This is a genomic window from Microbacterium halotolerans, assembly GCF_003569805.1.
GTDB classification, from domain to species: Bacteria; Actinomycetota; Actinomycetes; order Actinomycetales; family Microbacteriaceae; genus Microbacterium; species Microbacterium halotolerans.
On sequence record NZ_KZ984051.1, the window covers coordinates 1878161 to 1897841 of the forward strand.

21 protein-coding genes are annotated in these 19681 nt (G+C 67.4%); 15 read left to right on the forward strand and 6 right to left on the reverse strand.

Annotated elements, in window-relative coordinates:
* Positions 1 to 13 precede the first annotated feature (13 nt).
* The 4 genes from DZG09_RS08705 to aceA form a co-directional block, all read right to left on the reverse strand.
* Positions 14 to 502 carry an FBP domain-containing protein gene (locus DZG09_RS08705; protein WP_119697192.1) on the reverse strand — a complete coding sequence of 163 codons (489 nt, stop codon included), beginning with the start codon at positions 500 to 502 and terminating at the stop codon, positions 14 to 16.
* Positions 503 to 694: 192 nt separating this feature from the next.
* A complete protein-coding gene (locus DZG09_RS08710) occupies positions 695 to 1309 on the reverse strand; it encodes a rhomboid family intramembrane serine protease (RefSeq protein ID WP_240423787.1) in 615 nt (204 codons plus the stop codon).
* Positions 1310 to 1527: 218 nt separating this feature from the next.
* A complete protein-coding gene (gene aceB, locus DZG09_RS08715) occupies positions 1528 to 3186 on the reverse strand; it encodes a malate synthase A (RefSeq protein WP_119697194.1) in 1659 nt (552 codons plus the stop codon).
* A 194-nt stretch (positions 3187 to 3380) separates the two neighbouring features.
* The gene (gene aceA, locus DZG09_RS08720; protein ID WP_119697195.1) at positions 3381 to 4676 is read right to left on the reverse strand and encodes an isocitrate lyase; all 1296 of its coding nucleotides are present in this window, start codon (positions 4674 to 4676) and stop codon (positions 3381 to 3383) included.
* 143 nt (positions 4677 to 4819) lie between these two features.
* Between aceA and DZG09_RS08725 the strand changes: the two genes are divergently transcribed.
* The 4 genes from DZG09_RS08725 (at position 4820) to DZG09_RS08740 (ending at position 9514) form a co-directional block, all read left to right on the forward strand.
* The gene (locus DZG09_RS08725) at positions 4820 to 6271 is read left to right on the forward strand and encodes a helix-turn-helix domain-containing protein (protein ID WP_119697196.1); all 1452 of its coding nucleotides are present in this window, start codon (positions 4820 to 4822) and stop codon (positions 6269 to 6271) included.
* Positions 6272 to 6354: 83 nt separating this feature from the next.
* Positions 6355 to 6918, forward strand: a complete 564-nt coding sequence (locus DZG09_RS08730) for a dihydrofolate reductase family protein (protein WP_119697197.1) — start codon at positions 6355 to 6357, stop codon at positions 6916 to 6918.
* 86 nt (positions 6919 to 7004) lie between these two features.
* Positions 7005 to 7871 (forward strand): AraC family transcriptional regulator, encoded by an 867-nt coding sequence (locus DZG09_RS08735; RefSeq protein WP_119697198.1) that lies wholly within the window; start codon positions 7005 to 7007, stop codon positions 7869 to 7871.
* A 71-nt stretch (positions 7872 to 7942) separates the two neighbouring features.
* Complete coding sequence (locus tag DZG09_RS08740; RefSeq protein ID WP_119697199.1) at positions 7943 to 9514, forward strand: BCCT family transporter; 1572 nt, start codon at positions 7943 to 7945, stop codon at positions 9512 to 9514.
* Between the two features lie 33 nt (positions 9515 to 9547).
* On the opposite strand, the gene DZG09_RS08745 is transcribed toward DZG09_RS08740, so the two are convergent.
* Positions 9548 to 10255, reverse strand: coding sequence for an MBL fold metallo-hydrolase (locus DZG09_RS08745; protein ID WP_119697200.1), 708 nt, complete (start codon positions 10253 to 10255; stop codon positions 9548 to 9550).
* A gap of 74 nt (positions 10256 to 10329) precedes the next feature.
* Between DZG09_RS08745 and DZG09_RS08750 the strand changes: the two genes are divergently transcribed.
* The 11 genes from DZG09_RS08750 to DZG09_RS08800 all read left to right on the forward strand — a co-directional run bounded on the left by DZG09_RS08750 (position 10330) and on the right by DZG09_RS08800 (position 17943).
* Complete coding sequence (locus tag DZG09_RS08750; protein WP_119697201.1) at positions 10330 to 10854, forward strand: TetR/AcrR family transcriptional regulator; 525 nt, start codon at positions 10330 to 10332, stop codon at positions 10852 to 10854.
* Between the two features lie 96 nt (positions 10855 to 10950).
* The gene (cmtR, locus tag DZG09_RS08755; protein ID WP_119697202.1) at positions 10951 to 11304 is read left to right on the forward strand and encodes a Cd(II)/Pb(II)-sensing metalloregulatory transcriptional regulator CmtR; all 354 of its coding nucleotides are present in this window, start codon (positions 10951 to 10953) and stop codon (positions 11302 to 11304) included.
* Positions 11283 to 11984: a cation efflux transmembrane domain-containing protein gene (locus DZG09_RS08760; RefSeq protein ID WP_119697467.1), complete on the forward strand. Its 702-nt coding sequence runs from the start codon at positions 11283 to 11285 to the stop codon at positions 11982 to 11984. The genes cmtR and DZG09_RS08760 overlap by 22 nt, the downstream gene beginning before the upstream one ends.
* Before the next feature lie 333 nt (positions 11985 to 12317).
* Positions 12318 to 13712, forward strand: coding sequence for a hemolysin family protein (locus tag DZG09_RS08765; protein WP_119697203.1), 1395 nt, complete (start codon positions 12318 to 12320; stop codon positions 13710 to 13712).
* Complete coding sequence (locus DZG09_RS08770; RefSeq protein ID WP_205529103.1) at positions 13709 to 14725, forward strand: hemolysin family protein; 1017 nt, start codon at positions 13709 to 13711, stop codon at positions 14723 to 14725. Before DZG09_RS08765 ends, DZG09_RS08770 begins: the two co-directional genes overlap by 4 nt.
* Positions 14726 to 14894: 169 nt before the next feature.
* Entirely contained in the window at positions 14895 to 15458 is a 564-nt protein-coding gene (locus tag DZG09_RS08775; RefSeq protein ID WP_240423789.1) for an alpha/beta fold hydrolase, read from the forward strand.
* 88 nt (positions 15459 to 15546) lie between these two features.
* Complete coding sequence (locus tag DZG09_RS08780) at positions 15547 to 16275, forward strand: AzlC family ABC transporter permease (protein WP_240423791.1); 729 nt, start codon at positions 15547 to 15549, stop codon at positions 16273 to 16275.
* Positions 16272 to 16601, forward strand: a complete 330-nt coding sequence (locus DZG09_RS08785; protein WP_119697206.1) for a branched-chain amino acid transporter permease — start codon at positions 16272 to 16274, stop codon at positions 16599 to 16601. The genes DZG09_RS08780 and DZG09_RS08785 overlap by 4 nt, the downstream gene beginning before the upstream one ends.
* 29 nt (positions 16602 to 16630) lie before the next feature.
* Complete coding sequence (locus tag DZG09_RS08790) at positions 16631 to 16981, forward strand: DUF2200 domain-containing protein (protein WP_420845892.1); 351 nt, start codon at positions 16631 to 16633, stop codon at positions 16979 to 16981.
* 42 nt (positions 16982 to 17023) lie between these two features.
* Positions 17024 to 17413 carry an SRPBCC family protein gene (locus DZG09_RS08795; protein ID WP_205529104.1) on the forward strand — a complete coding sequence of 130 codons (390 nt, stop codon included), beginning with the start codon at positions 17024 to 17026 and terminating at the stop codon, positions 17411 to 17413.
* 44 nt (positions 17414 to 17457) lie between these two features.
* Positions 17458 to 17943, forward strand: a complete 486-nt coding sequence (locus DZG09_RS08800; RefSeq protein WP_119697208.1) for a hypothetical protein — start codon at positions 17458 to 17460, stop codon at positions 17941 to 17943.
* Between the two features lie 68 nt (positions 17944 to 18011).
* On the opposite strand, the gene DZG09_RS08805 is transcribed toward DZG09_RS08800, so the two are convergent.
* The gene (locus tag DZG09_RS08805) at positions 18012 to 19511 is read right to left on the reverse strand and encodes an MDR family MFS transporter (protein ID WP_119697209.1); all 1500 of its coding nucleotides are present in this window, start codon (positions 19509 to 19511) and stop codon (positions 18012 to 18014) included.
* Positions 19512 to 19681 lie beyond the last annotated feature (170 nt).

The window sequence follows — 19681 nt, forward strand, 5'->3', positions numbered from 1 at the left end:
CGTCTCAGGCAGGTCAGCGCGACGCGGTCACATCGCGTACGAAGCGATCGACGTTCGCGCGGAAGGCTGCGATCCGTGACTGGCGGGCCGCCTCGACGTCGAATCCGACGTACGCGGTGCGCGGCGTCCTGCGTGCGTTGCGATTGCACTCGAACCGTGCACACACGTAGGTGCCGACCGTGTCGCCTCGGCGTCCGGGGGCGCCTGCGCGCTTCGTGCTGAACATGACGACGTCGTTCGGCAGATGCACGTCTGCGCACCACACGCACTGGGTGCGGCTGCGCGGGGTCTGCTCGGCCTGACGCATGAGCAGACCCAGCGGCTCGTCGTCGACGATCGCGACGATGTAGCCGACGAGCGGCTGCTTCGGGTCGCGCCAACCGAGGAAGTCGATGGAATCCCAGGCAACTGCGTCGAGGTCTGGCATGGGCAGGTTCTTGCGTTCGCGAACGGAGACGTTGACGAACGACGCCCGGATGCGGGCAGCGTCGATGACGCGCATGATGAGATGAGCTTTCTGTTCAGGAGTCGTCGTGAGGGCGCGGCTCGGGAAGAGCACGCGAAAAGGAGAGCCGGGTCAGGCTCTGTCCGCCGCCGACGCAGAGCGCGTCGACGACCTCCTCACTCCCCGAAGGGTCACTCGCTGGAACACGCCTCCGATGCTACACGCCGAATCCGAGCGTCGCGCGACCGCCTACGGCGCGGGTTCCTGTCGGCGTCGGCGGGGCCTCAGCACGATCGCAGCGGCGCCGCCGCCGAGCGCCCCGAACAGATGCGCCTGCCAGGAGATCCCGCTGGCGGCGCCGAAGATGCCCGTGAACATGGTGCCGCCGTACAAGACGGCCACCGCAGCTGCGACAACGGCGTACAGGATCCCGTGCCCGAGCGACGGCGCGACGAAGGACCGCACCAGCAGGTATCCGAAGTAGCCGAAGACGAGACCCGACGCGCCGACGGTGAGCGTGCCGGGAGAGTTCACCAACCATGTGCCGAGGCCGCCGATGACCGCGGCGATCGCGGTGACGGCCCAGAACCGGCGGATGCCGTCGAACGACACGAGCAGGCCGAGAACTGCGAAAGGCACGGAGTTCGCGATGAGGTGCGACCAGCCCGAATGCAGCAGCGGCGATGCGATCACACCATCGAGGCCGCCGAAATGCCACGAAACGATGCCCAGTGCACGATTCCAGCTGCCCGGAAGAATCGCGTCAAGGGCACGCACCATCCACATCACCGCCAGGAGGACCACCGGCTGCATGGCGCCTTGGAGGAATCGGACACCGGGGCGCGCCTCGGGCGATGAGCTCATGCGTCCAGTCTTGCGCATGCGCAGGCACGGATGAGTCGCTCGCGTGCGACGGATCGCGGTTCCGCCGCGCCTGATCCGCACTTAGGCGCACCCGAGGCAACCGTGGTCGGGGTGCGGTGCACGTCGGCAGACCGGAAGCGGCCGGCGCGGGGCGCGGGCACGGCGAATGCCCCGGAGCCTGTCGCCGGGACCGGGGCACTCGTCGAATCCGAATGGGCTCAGGGGCGTTCCACGAGGTACTCGGCGTACGCCTTCGTCGTCAGGAACGGCGAGAACGTGTTCGACAGGGCGACCTCGCGGAAGACCCCGGCCGCCTCATCGAATCTGTCGCCGTCTGAGCGCTCGACGGAGGCGAGCACCTCGTCGACCAGCCCGGAGACGAACTCATGGGTGATCGGCGTCCCCTCCTCGGTCGTGCGGTCCTGGCGGATCCACTGCCAGATCTGCGAGCGGGAGATCTCGGCGGTCGCCGCGTCCTCCATCAGCCCGTTGATCGCGACCGCACCCTGCCCGCGCAGCCATGCCTCGATGTATCGGATCGCGACGTCGACGTTGCCCCGCACCCCCGCATCGGTGATTCCGCGCCCGATCGTGAGATCGAGCAGATGACGCTCGCGCACATGCACGTCGTCGCGCTGGCGGTCGAGCTGGTGCGGTCGGTCGCCGAGCACCGCATCGAACTCCGCCTGTGCGATCGGGATGAGATCCGGATGCGCCACCCATGTGCCGTCGAAGCCGTCGCCCGCCTCGCGCTTCTTGTCCGAGGCGACCTTCTCCATGGCGTTGTCGTTTGCGACGGCGTCGTGCCGCGACGGGATGAATGCGCTCATGCCGCCGATCGCGTAGGCGCCGCGCTTGTGACAGGTCTTCACAAGCAGCTCCGTGTAAGCCCTCATGAAGCCGACCGTCATGGTCACCTCGTTGCGATCGGGCAGCACGAATCGCGAACCGCGGCCCCGGTACGTCTTGATGATCGAGAAGATGTAGTCCCATCGCCCGGCATTGAGACCGGCGCAGTGGTCGCGCAGCTCGTACAGGATCTCCTCCATCTGGAACGCAGCGGGCAGCGTCTCGATGAGCACAGTCGCGCGGATGGTGCCGTGAGACATCGCGAGGTACTGCTCCGTGAAGGTGAACACCTGGTCCCACAGGCGGGCCTCTTCGGCCTGCTCGATCTTCGGCAGATAGAAGTACGGCCCGCGCCCGCGCCGGATCAGCTCGTGCGCGTTATGGAATGCGTACAGACCGAAGTCGACGAGCGAGCCCGACGCGGCCATGGTGCGACCGTGCACGTCGGTGAAGTGGAGATGGTGCTCCTCGAGGTGCCAGCCGCGTGGGCGCATCACGATCGTCGGCGTCTGTTCGTTCGTCACCACGTAGCGCTTGCCGTTCGGCGCCGTGTGTTCGAGGTCTCCCCGGATCGCGTCGAACAGCGACAGCTGACCGCCGATGACGTTCTGCCACGTGGGGCTCGTCGCATCCTCCTGATCTGCGAGCCACACTTTCGCGTCCGAGTTGAGCGCATTGATCGTCATGCGCGGATCCGTCGGCCCCGTGATCTCGACGCGTCGGTCCTCGAGCCCGGGCCCGGTGCCTGCGACGCGCCAATCAGCGCGTTCGCGGATGTGCTGCGTGTCCTCGCGGAATCTCGGGTCGATTCCGTTGCCGATCTCGTACCCGTGCCGCATACGCGCGGCGAGGCGGTCATAGCGCGGGCCGGCGAACAGCTGGTGCAGCTGCGCCAGGAAGGCGAGCGCGTCGGACGTGAGGATCTGCTCGTAGCGCTCGCGCATCGGGCCCGCCACACTGATCGCGGGGAGGATGCGCTCGCGCTCCCGGTCGTCGGTGCGTTCGGCGGTGGTGTTGATGAGAGTCATGATGTGCCTCCTGAGACAAGAGAGAAAGGAAGAGAGGGAGTGGGTGCCGGAATCCGTCAGCGGACAATGAAGCCGGATCTGCCAGTGGGAGGTGAGTGTTGGCGTCCCTTTCGGGGGCCAAGGTTTCTCAGCGGACGGCGAAGCCGGATCCGCCATTGGGATCTGAATATCGGCGTCCCCTTCGGGGCCAATATTCAGAACTGCTGGGCCTCGGTGGAGGCCGCCAGGGCGAGGGTCGAGGCATCCGGGTTGAGCGCCTGCGACACGTGATCGAAGTATCCGGTTCCGACTTCCCGCTGGTGCTTGGTGGCGGTGTAGCCGTCGGACTCAGCCGCGAACTCGGCGTTCTGCAGCTCGACGTACGCGCTCATCGCGCTCTCGGCGTAGCCGCGGGCGAGCTGGAACATCGAGTGGTTGAGGGCGTGGAAACCGGCGAGGGTGATGAACTGGAACCGGTAGCCGAGTTCGGCCAGCTCCTCTTGGAAGCTCGCGATCTGGCGGTCGTCGAGGGCGGCCGACCAGTTGAAGCTCGGCGAGCAGTTGTAGGCGAGCATCTTGCCCGGATGCTCGGCATGCACTGCGGCCGCGAACTCACGGGCGAGTTCGATGTCGGGCGTTCCCGTCTCGACCCACAGCAGGTCGGCGTACGGGGCGTAAGCGAGGCCGCGTGAGACGACGGGGTCGATGCCGTTGCGCACCCGGTAGAAGCCTTCACTCGAGCGCTCGCCGGTGAGGAAGGCGCGATCGCGCTCGTCGACATCGCTGGTGAGCAGATCGGCCGCGAGGGCATCGGTACGAGCGATCTGGATCGTCGGCACACCGGCGACGTCGGCCGCCAGCCGTGCGGCGTTGAGGGTCCGGATGTGCTGACTGGTCGGCACCAGAACCTTGCCGCCGAGATGACCGCACTTCTTCTCGCTGGCGAGCTGGTCCTCCCAGTGGATTCCGGCGGCACCCGCCTGGATCATCCCGTGCGCGAGTTCGTACGCGTTGAGGGGGCCGCCGAAACCGGCCTCCGCATCGGCGACGATCGGCGCCAGCCAATCGCGGGAGAGGGAGCCGTCGGCCGACTCAAGCTGGTCCTGCCGCATCAGGGCGTTGTTGATCCGGCGCACGACCGCCGGCACGGAGTTGGCGGGGTACAGCGACTGGTCGGGGTAGGTCTGTCCCGAGAGATTGGCGTCTGCGGCGACCTGCCATCCGGACAGATAGATGGCTTCGAGCCCGGCGCGCACCTGCTGCACCGCCTGATTGCCGGTGAGGGCGCCGAGCGCCCTGACATAGTCACCTGTCGTGAGGCGGTCCCACAGCCGCTCGGCACCACGGCGTGCGAGGGTGGGGTCTTCGCGGACGCTTCCGCGGATCCGGATGACGTCCGCCGCCGTATAGTCGCGGGCGACGCCGGTCCAACGGGGGTCGGCGTCCCACTCGAGCTGCAGCTCCTCTGCGGTCTGCGTCTGCGATCCCGGTCGGTTCGAGGTGGTGGTCATCGTCGATCTCCTCACTGTGGGCGGCGGTGCCGCGGCGGCTAGTAGGACCACACTGAGTGAAGAACACCCTCGATGCAGTGAACCGGTGAGTAGAAAATGCTCAGAAGTTCTGCAGAACGGATCGATGTGGCATGATCTGTGACATGGCCACTCTCGATGACGAGACGGAAGACAGCGCCGACGCGATCGCGGTCGGTCGGCGGATCCGCGCGCTGCGCACGCGGCGCGGCATGCGCCTCGCACAGCTCGCCGAGAAAGTCGGTCGCGCGCCGAGCCAGCTGTCGATGATCGAGAACGGGCGCAGGGAGCCGCGGCTGTCGATGCTGCGGGCGATCGCGCAGGCGCTCGACGTCTCGCCGGAACAGCTGCTCGCCGCCGATGAACTCGATCCGCGCAGCGAGCTCGAGATGGCGCTCGAACGTGAGATGCGCTCGCCGCGATTCCGAGAGCTTGGCGTCGAGCCGTTCCGGATTCCGAAGGGCATGCCGGATGAGGCGCTCACCACGATTCTGCGGCTGACGGGCGAGATCGATCGTCTCCGCGATGAGCGCCAGGCGACACCGGAGGAGGCGCGCCGGGCGAATCTCGAGCTGCGCCACCTGATGCGTGCGCAGGACAACTACTTCCCCGAGCTCGAGAAGACCGCGCAGGAGATGCTCGCCGCGATCGATCATCCGGGTGGGCCTCTCACGCAGCGCGCCGCGGGTGATATCGCCGCGCACGTCGGCGTCACGCTGCACTACGTGCCCGACCTGCCGCAGTCCACGCGCAGCGTGCTCGATCTGCGCAACGGCCGCCTCTATCTGCCGAACCGCGCCTCGACGGATCCTCGTGGGCCCATGCTGCAGGCCCTTGCCAGCCGCATCCTGCGCCACACCGAACCCACCTCGTACGCCGAGTTCCTGCGGCAGCGGGTCGAGCAGAACTATCTCGCGGGGGCGCTGCTGATTCCGGAGCAGCGCGCGGTCGCCGCGCTGCGTGATGCGAAGCAGCGCCGGGCGATCTCGATCGAAGACCTGCGCGATGCGTACTCCGTGTCCTACGAGACGGCGGCGCATCGGTTCACGAATCTCGCGACCCGGCACCTCGGCATCCGGGTGCACTTCCTGAAGGTGCACGAATCGGGAACGATCACGAAGGCGTACGAGAACGACGACGTGAACTTTCCGACGGATCGGCTCGGGTCGATCGAGGGGCAGATGTGCTGCCGGCGCTGGACGAGCCGCGTCGTGTTCGACGTCGACGACCGCTTCAACCCGTACTTCCAGTACACGGACACGGGCAACGGTACGTTCTGGTGCACGGCGCGCGTCGAGCAGTCGAGTCAGGGCGCCCACTCGGTGAGCGTGGGCGTGCGGTTCGACGATACGAAGTGGTTCGTGGGCCGCGACACGCTCAGCCGCGGCGTCTCCCGTCACGCGGACGAGGTGTGCTGCCGACGTCCTCCCGAAGCGCTCGCCGAGCGCTGGCGCGAAGGGGCCTGGCCGAATGTCGCCACACCGCGCACCCTGCTCGCAACGCTGCCGACCGGGTCGTTCCCCGGGGTCGATGCGACCGACGTATACGAGTTCCTAGAGCAGCACGCCCCGTCGTGAGCGCCGAGATCACCGGAGGGGTGGAGGCGAGCGGGGAATCGGAGGATCCTGTGCGGTAACGATCTCGCAGAGGAGGCAGCGGAATGGGCAGGTTGAACTACACCGTGACGATGTCGATCGATGGGTACGCCGCTGACGCAGAAGGTGACTTCCAATGGAGTGCACCGACCGACGAGGTCTTCCAAGCACACCTCGATCGCATGACCGAGGTGTCGACGGAGATCCTCGGGCGCAGAACCTACCAGCTGATGAGGTACTGGGAAACGCCGCCGGTCGACGAGGAATGGTCGGCGGACGAAGTCGAGTTCGCCAGACGCTGGCAGAGGGCCGACAGGTTCGTGGCGTCGTCGACTCTGACCGCCGCCGACGTCGCGGCCAGTCGGGCGGAGCTCGTTCCTCGGCTCACGCTGAGGGAGACTGCGCGAATCGTGGAAGATGCACCAGGACTGGTCGAGATCTTCGGTCCGACCGTTGCAGCCGAGGCGATCCTCGCCGGCATGGTCGAGGAGTTCCGGTTCTTCGTCGTTCCGAAGGTGGTGGGCGGCGGGCTCAGGGCACTGCCCGACGGCATCCGGATGGACATGAGCCTCGCCGAACAGAGGGTGTTCAGAGACGGCACGGTTCTGCTGCGGTACGTACACGGGTGAGCAGGCGGCGTCCGATCGAATCGGACCGGAGGAATCGGGCGGCGGGCTCGCCGTTTCGGGAGAGTGGTCGATGAAAGGGGTCGCTCATGATCGAGATTCTGAACCGGCTCGTCGACGAGATCGACGCGCACCTCGGTGACGAGATCGACATCGACGCGCTCGCCGGTGAGATGGGTACGACGGGCTATCACGCGCGCCGGATGTTCTCATCGCTCGCAGGGATGCCCGTCTCGGAGTATGTGCGGCGCAGACGGATGACCGTCGCGGCGTCGGACGTGATCGGAGACGAGGATCTTCTGACGATCGCCGTGCGGTACGGATACGGGTCGACCGAGGCATTCGGCCGTGCGTTCCGTGCCGTGCACGGTACAAGTCACGGCGACGTGCGTCGCGGCGGCGGCCCCCTTCGCAGCCAACCGCAACTCAGGTTCCGCCTGACCGTCGAAGGGAGTTCCCCCATGGACGCACGAATCATCGAGCATCCCGCATTCCGACTGATCGGCCACTCCGCGCGTGTGCCGTTGATCCACGAGGGCGTCAATCCGCACATCCAGGCCCACATCGCTTCGCTGCAGATGACGGAGCACGAACGGCTCAAGCGGCTCAGCAGCACGGAGCCGGCTGGCCTGCTGCAGGTGAGTGCCGATGTCGATCCCGATTACACGGAGGGCAGCGAGCTGACCTACCTGCACGGCGTGGCCGTCGATGCCGAGACCGCGGTTCCGGATGACCTCGATGCCATCGAGGCGCCTGCCGGTGAATGGGCCGTGTTCCGCACGTCCGGAGAGCACCCCGCCGCGCTGCAGTCGGCGATGGCCGCCACCGCGACGGACTGGTTCCCGTCCAACCCGTGGCGGCTTCGTCCCGCCCCGTCCATCGTCGCCGTGCTCGACCGCGCGCCGGACTTCAGCACGGCCACGTGCGAGCTGTGGCTCCCCGTCGAGCGCGGCTGAGCGCTGCGCGCGATCATCCTCGCCGAGCGGCGCCTGTCATAGGCGGGCCGGTGCTCATATACTCGGCGGGGATGACCGCGCCAGCGTCCGATTCCGGTGCCCGAGGACGTCTCGGGGCCGTCTTCTACGTCTCGCTCGTGCTGTCGATCGCGTTCGTCGCGGTCGGTCTCGCATTCCCCAGCGTGCTCTCGGACGCGTTGGTCGATGTCCGAGACGTCGTGGTCGGATCGTTCGGCCCCGCGTATCCGATCACGGTGTCAGTCCTTCTCGTGTTCGTCGTCGTGCTGGCCATCACACCGATCGGCCGCATCAGGCTCGGCGGTGCCGACGCGGTTCCTGAGTTCGGCGCGGTGTCTTGGATCGCGATGCTCATCAGCGCGGGCGTCGGGCTGAGCTTCCTGTTCTGGGGCGCCGCCGAACCGCTCATCCACCTCGCCGAGCCTCCGAACGGTTCAGCTGCACCCGGCTCCGTCGAGGCAGCGCGCGACGGCATGCGGTACTCCTTTCTGTTCTGGGGGCCGCATGCGTGGGGGATCTACGCCGTCGTCGCGATCGCCATCGGATATGCCGCCTTCAACCGCGGCCGGGGGATGCTCGTCAGCGCGGCGCTGCGGCCTCTGCTCGGAAGATTGGCCGATGGATGGGCCGGGAAATGTGTGGACGTTCTCGCCGTGTTCGCGATCCTCTTCGGCGTTGCGACCTCGCTCGGGCTCGGCACGGGCGAACTGAATGCCGGTCTCACCGACCGATTCGGCGTCGCCGATTCCTACATCGTCAAGATCGCGATCATCGTCGCGCTGATGACCTTCGCGACGTTCTCCGCCATGACCGGCCTGGGGCGCGGCATCCGGATGCTCAGCCTCGCCAACGCCGCCCTGTGCGTCGCCCTGCTTGTGCTGGTGTTCGTATGGGGACCGACCGCATCCATCCTCGGCACGCTCGGACAGGGCATCGGGGATCTCGCGGCGAACTTCGTGCCGATGAGCCTGGCGACGGAGGGAGCGACGGGGGAGCCGTGGACGGGGGCGTGGGTCTACTTCTTCTGGGCGTGGTGGATCGGGTGGGCGCCGTTCGTCGGCACGTTCGTCGCGCGGATCTCTCGCGGCCGCACGATCCGCGGAGTCGTCGCCGGCGTCGTGCTGCTGCCGAGCCTGGTCAGCATCGTGTGGTTCTCGGTCTTCGGCGGCACCTCGCTCGAGCGTGAGCTGTCCGGCGCCGTATCGGTGGCGGGGATCGCCGGGGAGGCGAAGTCGGTTGCGACCTTCGCGGTGTTCGACACGCTCCCGCTCACGGAGATCGCCTTCGTGCTGCTCATTCCCGTGCTTGCGCTGCTGTTCATCACCTCGGCCGACTCCGCGTCGTTCATGCTCGGCAGCACGACGACCGGCGGCAGCATGAAGCCCCCGAAGCCGGTGCGACTGATGTGGTCCTTCGCCGCGGCGTTCGCGGCCGTGCTGCTGCTCAGCGGCGGTCAGGAAGACCTCCGCGGGGCAGCGGTCATCGCAGCCGCCCCGTTCACGGTGATCCTCGTCGCGCTCGTGGTCTCGCTCATCATCATGCTGTGGCGGGATCGGCCGACATCGAGGAAGCGTCACGGCGGCAGCAGCGAAGGGTCTGCCGCCTCCGCACCGAACCGCGAATGACGGGTGGCGCGGGCGGCGAGCATCGGTACGGTATCAGACGGCCCGCACGGCGGCTGCGATGTCGGCAGGGGAGCCGTGCCACGGTGCACCGTGGCCGGGAAGCACCCACGAGGCGTCGACCGCGGCGAGCCGATCGAGTGAGCCCATCGCCCGATCGGGCTCATCTGTGAAGGGGGCGGGCTGGGCACCCGTGCGCCCGGTGAGCACGTGGCCGGTGGTGAGCGCGTCGCCGACGAACACCGCGTCGACTGCAGCGACGTGCACGGCGATGCTCCCGGGGGAGTGACCCGGCATCCCGATCACAATCGGTTCGCCGGGGAGGTCGAGCGTCTCGCCATCGGCGACCTCGACGACCTCCTGTACGTACCGGGTGCGGAATGCGCTCTTGCGGGCCCCATAGGCGAGAAATCGGAGCATGGGGCCGAGCCTGGCCGGTCCCATCGGGGTCTTGGGCTTCTCTCCGGTGCGGGCCCGTTCAGCGTCGGCGGAATGGATGAAGACCGGTGCGCCGGTTTCCGCGCGCATGCGCTCCGCGAATCCGATGTGATCGCTGTCGCCATGGGTGAGGACGAGACCCCGGATGTCGCTGAGCGGTCGGCCGATGGCGTCCAGTTCCCGTCGCAGATCGTTCCAGTGGCCAGGCAGTCCCGCATCGATCAGCGTGATCCCGTCGGGGAGGTCGATGAGGTACGCGGCGACGATGTCGTTGCCGAGGCGGTGCAGGTGCGGTGCGAGCTTCATGGGGGTGCCTTTCGATCAGCATGGCTACGATATGTAGCTATCATAGCTAAGATCAATAGCCATAGGAGGTCAGGATGCCGACGCCCAGCCGAACGACGAACGACCAGGTCATCGCCGCCGCAAGCGAGATCCTCGAATCCAACGGGGCCGCAGGGCTCACGATGCAGGCCGTGGCCGTGCGGGTAGGTGTGCGCGCTCCCTCGCTGTACAAGCGGTTCCGAGATCGTGATGCACTGCTCGCCGAGGTGATCGCCGCGACCATCGATTCGCTCGGCGACCGTCTCGTCGCAGCGGAGCCCGACCTGGCGCGCTTGGCCGCGACCTACCGTGACTTCGCACACGAGCGCCCCGAAGCGTTCCGGCTGATGTTCACCGCTTCCGCGCCGTACGAGTCGCTTCTTGCTGCGGCCGAGCCGCTGATCCGGTCAGCCTCCGCGCTCGTCGGCGAGGAGCGCGCGCTTGACGCCGCCCGCCTGTTCACCGCGTGGGCCACGGGTTTCCTGCAGATGGAGCTCTCGGGCGCGTTCCGTCTCGGCGGCGACGTCGACCGCGCCTTCGACTACGGGTTGGAGCGATTGGTCGCCGGACTGCGCGCCTGATCGATGCGAGCTCTCCGGGCGTCGTGACGCTCGACGGCGTGGCCGCGCCATGGTGCGAGGTTTCGAATAGGTCAGTGAAGACTGTATAGTCAGCGTATGCTGACCTTGACGACCCGAGTGGACGCGATGAACCGTCTCGGTCGCGCGATGGCCGATCCGACGCGCTCCCGCATCCTGCTCGAACTCCTCTCCGGGCCGGGCTACCCGGCGCGGCTTGCGCGGGAGCTCGGTCTGACGCGCACGAACGTGTCGAATCACCTCGCGTGCCTGCGCGGATGCGGCATCGTCGTCGCCGAACCCGAAGGACGGCAGACCCGCTACGAGATCGCGGACCCGCACCTCACGGCCGCGCTCACGGCACTTGTGGACGTCACCCTCGCCGTCGACGAGCACGTGCCGTGCATCGACCCGGCGTGCGCGGTTCCCGGATGCTGCGAGGTCGAGCGGTGACGCAGACAGCAGCCGATGAGCGCACCGCGGTTCTGCGCAGGCGGATCCGGATCGTCGTGGCGATCACGATCACCTGGAACGTCGTCGAGGCGGCCGTCGCGCTCATTGCGGGAGGCATCGCATCGTCGGCCGCGCTGATCGGCTTCGGCCTGGATTCGGTCGTGGAGGTGGTCTCGGCCGTCGCCGTGGCATGGCAGTTCGCCGCTCCGGATCCGGAGTGCAGAGAGCGGACAGCGCTGCGCATCATCGCCGTGTCGTTCTTCGCGCTGGCGACGTACGTCAGCGTCGAGGCCGTGCTGTCACTGGGGGGTCTGCGCGAGCCCGAGCATTCGCCGGTCGGCATCGCGATCGCGGCGCTGAGCCTGGTGGTGATGCCCTTCCTGAGCTGGTTCGAACGCCGCACCGGCCGGGAGCTGGGATCGGCGTCTGCGGTGGCCGACTCGAAGCAGACCCTGATCTGCACCTACCTCTCCGCCGCGCTCCTGGTCGGTCTGCTCCTGAACAGCCTGCTCGGCTGGGCATGGGCCGACGCGGTCGCCGCCCTGGTGATCGCGGCATTCGCCGTGCGTGAGGGCATCGAAGCATGGCGGGGCGACGCGTGCGGCGCGACACCGGTCTCGGTGCTCACAGGGGAACAGGAGGCCGGCGGGTGCGACGACGACTGCTGCGCGGACGACTGACCGCGCCGCGGTCCGCGCGTATCCGAACAGATCGCGCGCTCCCGCACACGGCATCGGCACGATCGTGTTCACGAATGCGCGAACTGTGCGGGAGCGCGCGGTCCGGGTACGAGTGCGTCGGCAGCGTACCCGGAGAGCCTCGGGCGAGCGGCTCGGCCGACGGTGATTCGATAGGCTGAGTGCACGGCACCACTAGTTTCGGGAGGCGCAGACCACAATCGTGGCCACGACATCCGGAGTCTCGTCCCACGACGGGCCCAGTCACAGACCTGGGCCGCTGTATGCGGCCATCCCAACGAGAGCACGCTGCGGCGTGCGAAGCGAACGGCGCCCATGCTGAGCGCAGTTCTCCTCCTCCTGCTCGGCCTCGTGCTGATCGCCCTGATCATCGTGGCGAACGGCTACTTCGTCGCCCAGGAGTTCGCCTACATGTCGGTGGACCGTCTGACGCTGCGCGCCAGGGCCGAGAAGGGCGACGCATCCGCGCGCAGGGCGCTGCGGGTGACCGATCGCACGTCGTTCATGCTCTCCGGCGCGCAACTCGGCATCACCGTCACGGGCCTGCTCATCGGCTACGTGGCCGAACCCTTCGTAGGTGAATCGCTCGGCATTCTGCTGGGAGGCACAGGGATCCCAACGGGGGCAGGGATCGCCGTCGGCACCGGTGCCGCCCTCGTGCTGGCGACTGTGGCGCAGATGGTCTTCGGTGAGCTGTTCCCGAAGAACCTCGCGATCGCGAACCCGACACCCCTTGCACGAGCGCTGGCGCGGTCCACGCTCATCTATCTCGCGATCTTCGGATGGCTCATCACGGTGTTCGACCGGGCATCGAACGCGCTGCTGCGCCTGATCAGGGTCGAGCCGGTGCACGATCTCGACAGCAGCGCCACCGCAGAGGATCTCGAGCGCATCGTGGACGACTCCCGGATCAGTGGAGACCTGCCGGAGGAGCTCTCCATGCTGATCGAGCGCATCCTCGACTTCCCTGAACGCGACGTGGAGCACGCCATGATCCCGCGGGCTCGGGCCGACGTGCTCGCCCCCGAGACCACGATTCGCCAGGCGCGCGAGGAGATGTCGCGCGCCCACACGCGCTATCCCGTGGTCGAAGACGAACAGCCCCTGGGCGTGCTGCACCTCGCCGACGTTCTCAGGTGCGATCCGGATGATGAGCGACCTGTCTCCGAGGTCATGCGCGAGCCGCTCGTGCTGCCGGGGCTGATGACGCTGCCCGACGCGCTGCGGCAGCTGGTGGAGACGCGGAACGAACTGGCCTGTGTGATCGACGAGTTTGGCGGGTTCGAGGGCGTGCTCACGATCGAGGACCTGGCGGAGGAGCTGGTCGGGGAGATCACCGATGAGCACGACCCGGATGACGTCGCCACGGTCGAGATGCTCTCGGACAGCCGGTGGCGCATCGACGGCTCGGTGCACGTCGACGAATTGGAGCGCATGCTGGGACGCAGTGTGCCGGATGGCGACTTCGAGACCGTCGCCGGCCTGCTGATCGCCGTCAACGGCGGACTGCCCGAGAGCGGTGCCGTTGTCGAGGTGCCTCTGCCGGAGACCGGCTCCGACGTCGTCGAGGACGCGGCGCTGGTGCGGATTCTGCGCGCCGAAGTCGTCGAGCTGGAACGGCATGTGCCGTCGTCGATCGTGATCGAACTGTGCGAGTCCGGGCGTGAACCGGCCCCGGATGATGCCGATGAGACGGAGGCAGGATCGTGAGCGGGTGGCTCGTGCTGGTGATCACGACCGCGCTCATCGTGCTGAGCGGCTTCTTCGTGGTGATCGAGTTCGCTCTGATGGGGGCCAGGCGCCATCGCCTGGAGGCGGAGGCACCGTCACGAGCGTCGGCGCGCGCCGCGCTGCGGGGCATGAACCAGCTCACGATGATGCTCGCGGCGGCGCAGCTCGGCATCACCGCCTGCACCTTCGCGCTCGGTGCGGTGACGAAACCGGCCATCGATCACTGGCTCCATCCGGTGCTTCTCTCCTGGGGTCTTCCGGCGTGGCTGTCCGGAGGAGCGGCGTTCGCCGCCTCCCTGCTGCTGGTCACGTTCCTGCACCTGGTCGTGGGGGAGATGGCGCCCAAGTCGTGGGCGATCGCGCATCCGGAGCTTGCCGCGCGCATCATCGGCATCCCGTCTCGGGTGTTCGTCTGGCCGCTGCGCCCATTCCTCGGCTGGGTGAACGCCATTGCGAACGCTCTGGTGGCGCGCACCGGTGTCGCACCGGTCGACCGCGCCGCCGTGGGCGGTCGCGACGCCGATACCATCAGGCAGCTGGTCGAGCACTCGGCAGCGACCGGCGCGTTGGAGCCGGATCTGCAGGCGCAGATATCCGAGGCCATCCGACTGAAGGATCTCACCGCCGGAGACATCCGGACCGGTGCGAAGGCGCCGACGTCCGCTCCCGCGGATGCGACCGTTTCCGATGTGCAGCGGGCCGCGAGGGAAAGCGGCCATCTCCGGGTGCTGCTGCGGGACAGCAGCGGTGAGTACTCCCGTGTGGTGCATGTGCGCGACACGCTCACCTCGCCGCCCGACGCGCCGACTGATCGGTTCGCCAGGCCCGTGCTGCGGGTACCCGAGGGCGAGCCGGTGTACGAGCTGCTGAGACGGATGCGCGACAGTCGGGTGCAGCTGGCGCTCGTGACGGGCGAGCGCGGTTCCGGTGTCGTGACGATGAAGGACGTGATCCAGCGCGTCCTTCCCGCAGGGAGGCGCCATCTGAACTGACCTCGGGTTCGGAGACCGACTCCTGAGGCATCGACCGCCGAGCCCGAGAGCGCAGGCTGACAGGAGATTTCCGTCTTCGTGCGGGCTCGGTCTGTTTGGATGTTCTTGTACCGAATGCGACCGGAGTGCACGCAGACCGGTCGCGCCGACGACAGCAGAACGGATCACAGTGACCCAGAACAGCATCTTCGAGCCGGATGGCCGCGCCGTGCCGTACTTCGATGAGGGAGACGGGCCGACGCTCGTGCTGATCCCGGGTCGCGGGCACGACGCCGAAGCGCTCGGCACCGTCTCGGCGATCCTCGAGGAGGAGGGGTTCCGGATCATCCGGATCGGCTATCGCGGTCAGGCCGACGGCGTCGACGTGCGCGAGTTCGCCTCCGACGCGCTCGATGTGATCGACCACCTCGGCCTCGGCGACACCTGGGTGGGCGGCCACGGCTTCGGCGGTACGGTCGCGCGTGAGATCGCACTTCGCAACCACGAGCGCATCAACGGGCTGCTGCTGCTCGGCGTCGAGGACGTCCCCGTCGCACTCGCCCCCGATGTCCCGGTGCTGATCTTCCAGGGCGAGGATGACGACGTCACGCCGCAGGCCAATGCAGAGAAGCTGCGCGACACGGCACCGGATCGCGCCAGCATCACGACTATCGCGGGGGCAGGGCACCTCTTCCCTGCGACGCACCCGCTCGAGACGGCCGAAGACATCGCCGAGTACCTCGACTGGGACTGACGGCACAGCGCGACGAGCCGGCCTCGACGTGCATAGGCATCCTCTGTGCAGGTTCGGAACCGACACATGTCGGTGAGAGAATCGTGCGGTGCGCACGGACAGTCATCTCGCGTCGACGGCTCGGAGCCCCGGATGGCGCAGGCAGGAGGTCGCGGCAGGCATCAGGGCATCGCTTCCCGCGGGGCTCGGGATGTTCCCGCTCGGCATCGCCTTCGGCCTGCTCGTCGTCCAGTCCGGTCTGCCGAGTTGGGTCGCGCCCGCGCTGTCGATCTTCGGGTACGCAGGTTCGCTCGAACTGCTCCTGATCGGTCTGATGACGGCGGGTACGCCGTTGCCCACGATCGCGCTCACCACCCTGCTGGTCAACTTCCGCCACGTGTTCTACGCGTTCTCCTTCCCGCTGAAGGCGGTGCGGAACCCGTTCGCCAAGGCGTACTCGGTGTACGCGCTGACGGACGAGGCCTACGCGGTCACGGCCGCGCGTCCGGAGACATGGACGTCGTGGAGTCTGCTCACGACGCAGATCTCGTTCCAGATCTACTGGGTCGGAGGAGGCCTCGTCGGCGTAGCGATTGCTTCGCTCATCCCGTTCCGGATCGAGGGGCTCGAGTTCGCGCTGTGCGCCCTGTTCGTCACGCTCGTGCTCGACGCGTGCCGTTCGTTCGCCGAGGTGCCGTCGCTGCTGCTCGCCGCGGTGAGCTTCACCGCGGCCGTCGCCCTCGTCCCCGAGCAGACGCTGTTCGCCGCGATGGTGATCTTCCTGGCGCTGCTGGCCGTCCGGTTCGTGGTCGCACGACGGCGGGGGAGCGTCGCATGAGCGTCTGGTACATCGTGGGCGTGCTCGCCGTCATCTTCGTCATCACGCTGTCGCTGCGAGCCGTGCCGTTCGTCATCCTGAAGCCGTTGCGCGAGTCGAGGATCGTGCGGGCACTCAGTGTATGGATGCCCATCGGCATCCTCGCGATCCTGGCCGCGGCGACGTTTCGCTCCACAATCGCCGAGCATGTCGAGTATCTGGTCCCCGGGCTCATCGCGGTGGCGGTCACGATCGCCGCTCACCTGCTCGGCGGGCGCCGCACGCTGCTGAGCGTCGGGCTCGGCACGGTGACCTTCGTCGTGCTGGTGAACCTGCCGATGTTCTGATGTCGGTGCGGCGGAGTAGTCTCGACAGCATGAGCCGGATGGAACGCGTCTACCGGATGACCGTGGCATCCGTGTACGTGCACTATGTCACGAAGGTCGAGCGCAAGGGGCGCACGAAAGCGGAGCTCGACCGTGTGATCGAGTGGCTGACGGGTTTCGACGATGCTGCGCTCAAGGCGCATCTGGATCGCGGGACCACGTTCGAGGACTTCTTCGCGCAGGCAGAGCTCAACCCTGACGCGTCGCTGATCACGGGCGTCGTGTGCGGTGTGCGTGTGGAGGAGATCGACGAGCCGCTGACGCAGAAGATCCGCTACCTCGACAAGCTCGTCGACGAGCTCGCCCGCGGCAAGCCCATTGAGAAGGTGCTGCGTTCATAGTCGTCACGCCCATTGCGGCAACGGGCGTGCCATGCTGAGCGCATGGAATCACGACACATCAGCCGGGTCATCCGGGCCGATGTTCAGCGGGTGTACGCCTTCGCGCACGACCCGGAGAATCTGGTCCGCTGGGCAGCGGGTCTCGCGCAGGCGGAGGTGGACGTGCGCGAGGGCGATCTCGTCGCGCAGTCGCCGATGGGGGAGGTCACGGTGCGATTCGTACCGAGGAACGAGCTCGGAGTGCTCGATCACGATGTGACGCTCCCGACAGGTGAGACCGTCAGCAACCCGCTGCGAGTCGTGGCGCATCCGGAAGGTGCGGAGGTCGTGTTCACGGTGCGACGGCTCGGCGCCACGGATGAGGCGTTCGACGCGGACTGCGCGGCAGTGGCCGCAGATCTGGAACGGCTGCGGGCGATTCTCGAAGCCTGACGCACGCCGGGTAGCGTGACGGGAACCGAACCGAAAGGACCGCGATGGCTTCGAAGCCCGTTGAGCACCGATGGCATGTGACTTCGAAGGGCGAAGTGCTCGAAACGTATCGCCTCCAGGCGGGGCAACCGATGCGGTACGTCGGATATGAGACCGTGCGAACAGTCGAGCTGGAGGAGCTCGTGGCGCTGAGCGTCGCGGCCGGGCGTCTGATGCGGCGCGCCAGCGCCGTCATGATCCTGCTCCTCGTGGCGGGAGCGGCCGCGATCGCCGGGATCATTGTGGGCTTCTTCGCGATGCCCGCAACAGGCGCTTCCGAGGAGCAGTCGACCACGGTCGGGATCGCCGCCTTGATCCTGCTGCTCGTTGTGGTGTTCAGCATGGTGCTGTTCAGCCGAGTGTTCGGGCATCGGACAAAGCGACATCACGAGAAGGCCGGGCTGGTACCGGGCAGCGAACACCGCGTCGAGGAGTTGAACGCGCTTGCGATGATCGATGAGCCCGGCACGAAATCGTCCGATCCGGACTGATCCGTCGGCTCCTCTCCTCTTGCTGAGAGCCGGTGCCCAGCGGGACACCGGCTCTCAGCACATCCGGATCAGTGCGCGGCGACGGGAGCCTGGGCGCCTTCGACCGGCTTGCGGACGAAGAACGACAGCACGATCGGCACGACGGCGACGCATCCGGCGACGAAGAACGCCGCGTGGGTACCAGGCTCGCCCGCTGCCGCCTCGGACAGGCCATCGGCCTGGCCCGCGTGCAGGATCGACGAGTAGATCGAGATCAGCAGAGCAGTCCCCGCAGCCCCTGCGACCTGCTGCATCGTGTTCAGCGCGGCTGAGCCGTGCGAGTACAGGTGGCGCTTGAGCGAGCCGAGCGATGCCGAGAACAGCGGTGTGAACGCCCCGGCCAGCCCCAGCGACATCATGACCTGTACTGAGACGAGCACGAAGAAGGGCGTGCTCTCGCCGACGGTCGAGTAGAAGAACATCGCCGCGGCGATAAGGATGGTGCCGGGAATGAGCAGCGTCTTCGGCCCGCGGGCGTCGTACAAGCGGCCCATCACAGGGCCGAGCAGGCCCATCAGCAACGCGCCCGGCAGCAGCACCAGTCCCGACTGGAGCGAGTTCAGACCGGCGACCGTCTGCAGGTAGAGCGGCAGCAGCGAGAACGTGCCGAGCATGGCGAACGCGACGACCGCCATGATCACGACCGAGACCGTGAAGTTGCCCGAGCGGAAGATGCGCAGATCGAGCAGAGCGTCGTCCTTGCGCTGCAGCGCGAACTGACGCAGCACGAACAGCACCAGGCCGATCGCGCCGACTGCCAACATGATCCACGGCAGCGCTCCGCTGCCGTCATCGGAGGCTCCCTCACCGCCGTGGCCGCCGCCGAACTCGCTGAGGCCGAACACGAGGCCTCCGAAGCCGAGCGCCGACAGGATGATGGACAGCACATCGATCGGAGCACGAGTGGTCTCGCCGAGGTTTGTCATCCACTTGGCGCCGATGATCATCGCGATGATTGCGATCGGCAGGATGATCCCGAACAGCCAGCGCCAGCTCAGTGTCTCGAGCACAGCACCGGAGAGCGTCGGGCCCAGCGCGGGCGCGAACGCGATGACGAGGGTGACGCGCCCCATGATCCGACCTCGTGAATGCGCGGGAACGACATTCATGACGGTCGTCATCAGCAGCGGCAGCATGACGCCCGTGCCCGCGGCCTGCACGATGCGGCCGAGGAGCAGCAGCGGGAAGCCGGGAGCGACGAGGCAAAGCAGGGTGCCGAGCGAGAAGGAGATGATCGCTGCGAGGAAGACCTGGCGGGTCGTGAATCTCAGCAGCAGGAAGCCGGTGGTCGGGATGACGACGGCCATGGTGAGCATGAAGGCGCTCGTGAGCCACTGCCCGATCTCGGGCGGAAGGCCGAGATCGGCATTGAGATGGGGAATGGCGATCGCCATCGTCGTCTCATTCAGGATGGCGACGAACGCAGCGATGAGCAGCAGCCAGATCACCCGCATTCCGCGCGGGTCGATGCCCGACGCGGGCTCGGGCGTCGACACCGTGACGGATCCGGTGGTGTCAGGGGCGGCCATAGATTGGCTCCTTGCGGTCGTGGGGTGACAATGCCGCTCGCGGAGACGAACACGGCAGTGAGCGCGATCCCCGGGAGACGGGACGAAAGGCGCTGTGCGGAGGCGAATCCGCAGCCTTCAATCATAACCCCGTCGCCGGTGTCGGCATTCCCAGCCGGAGGAGAAACGTC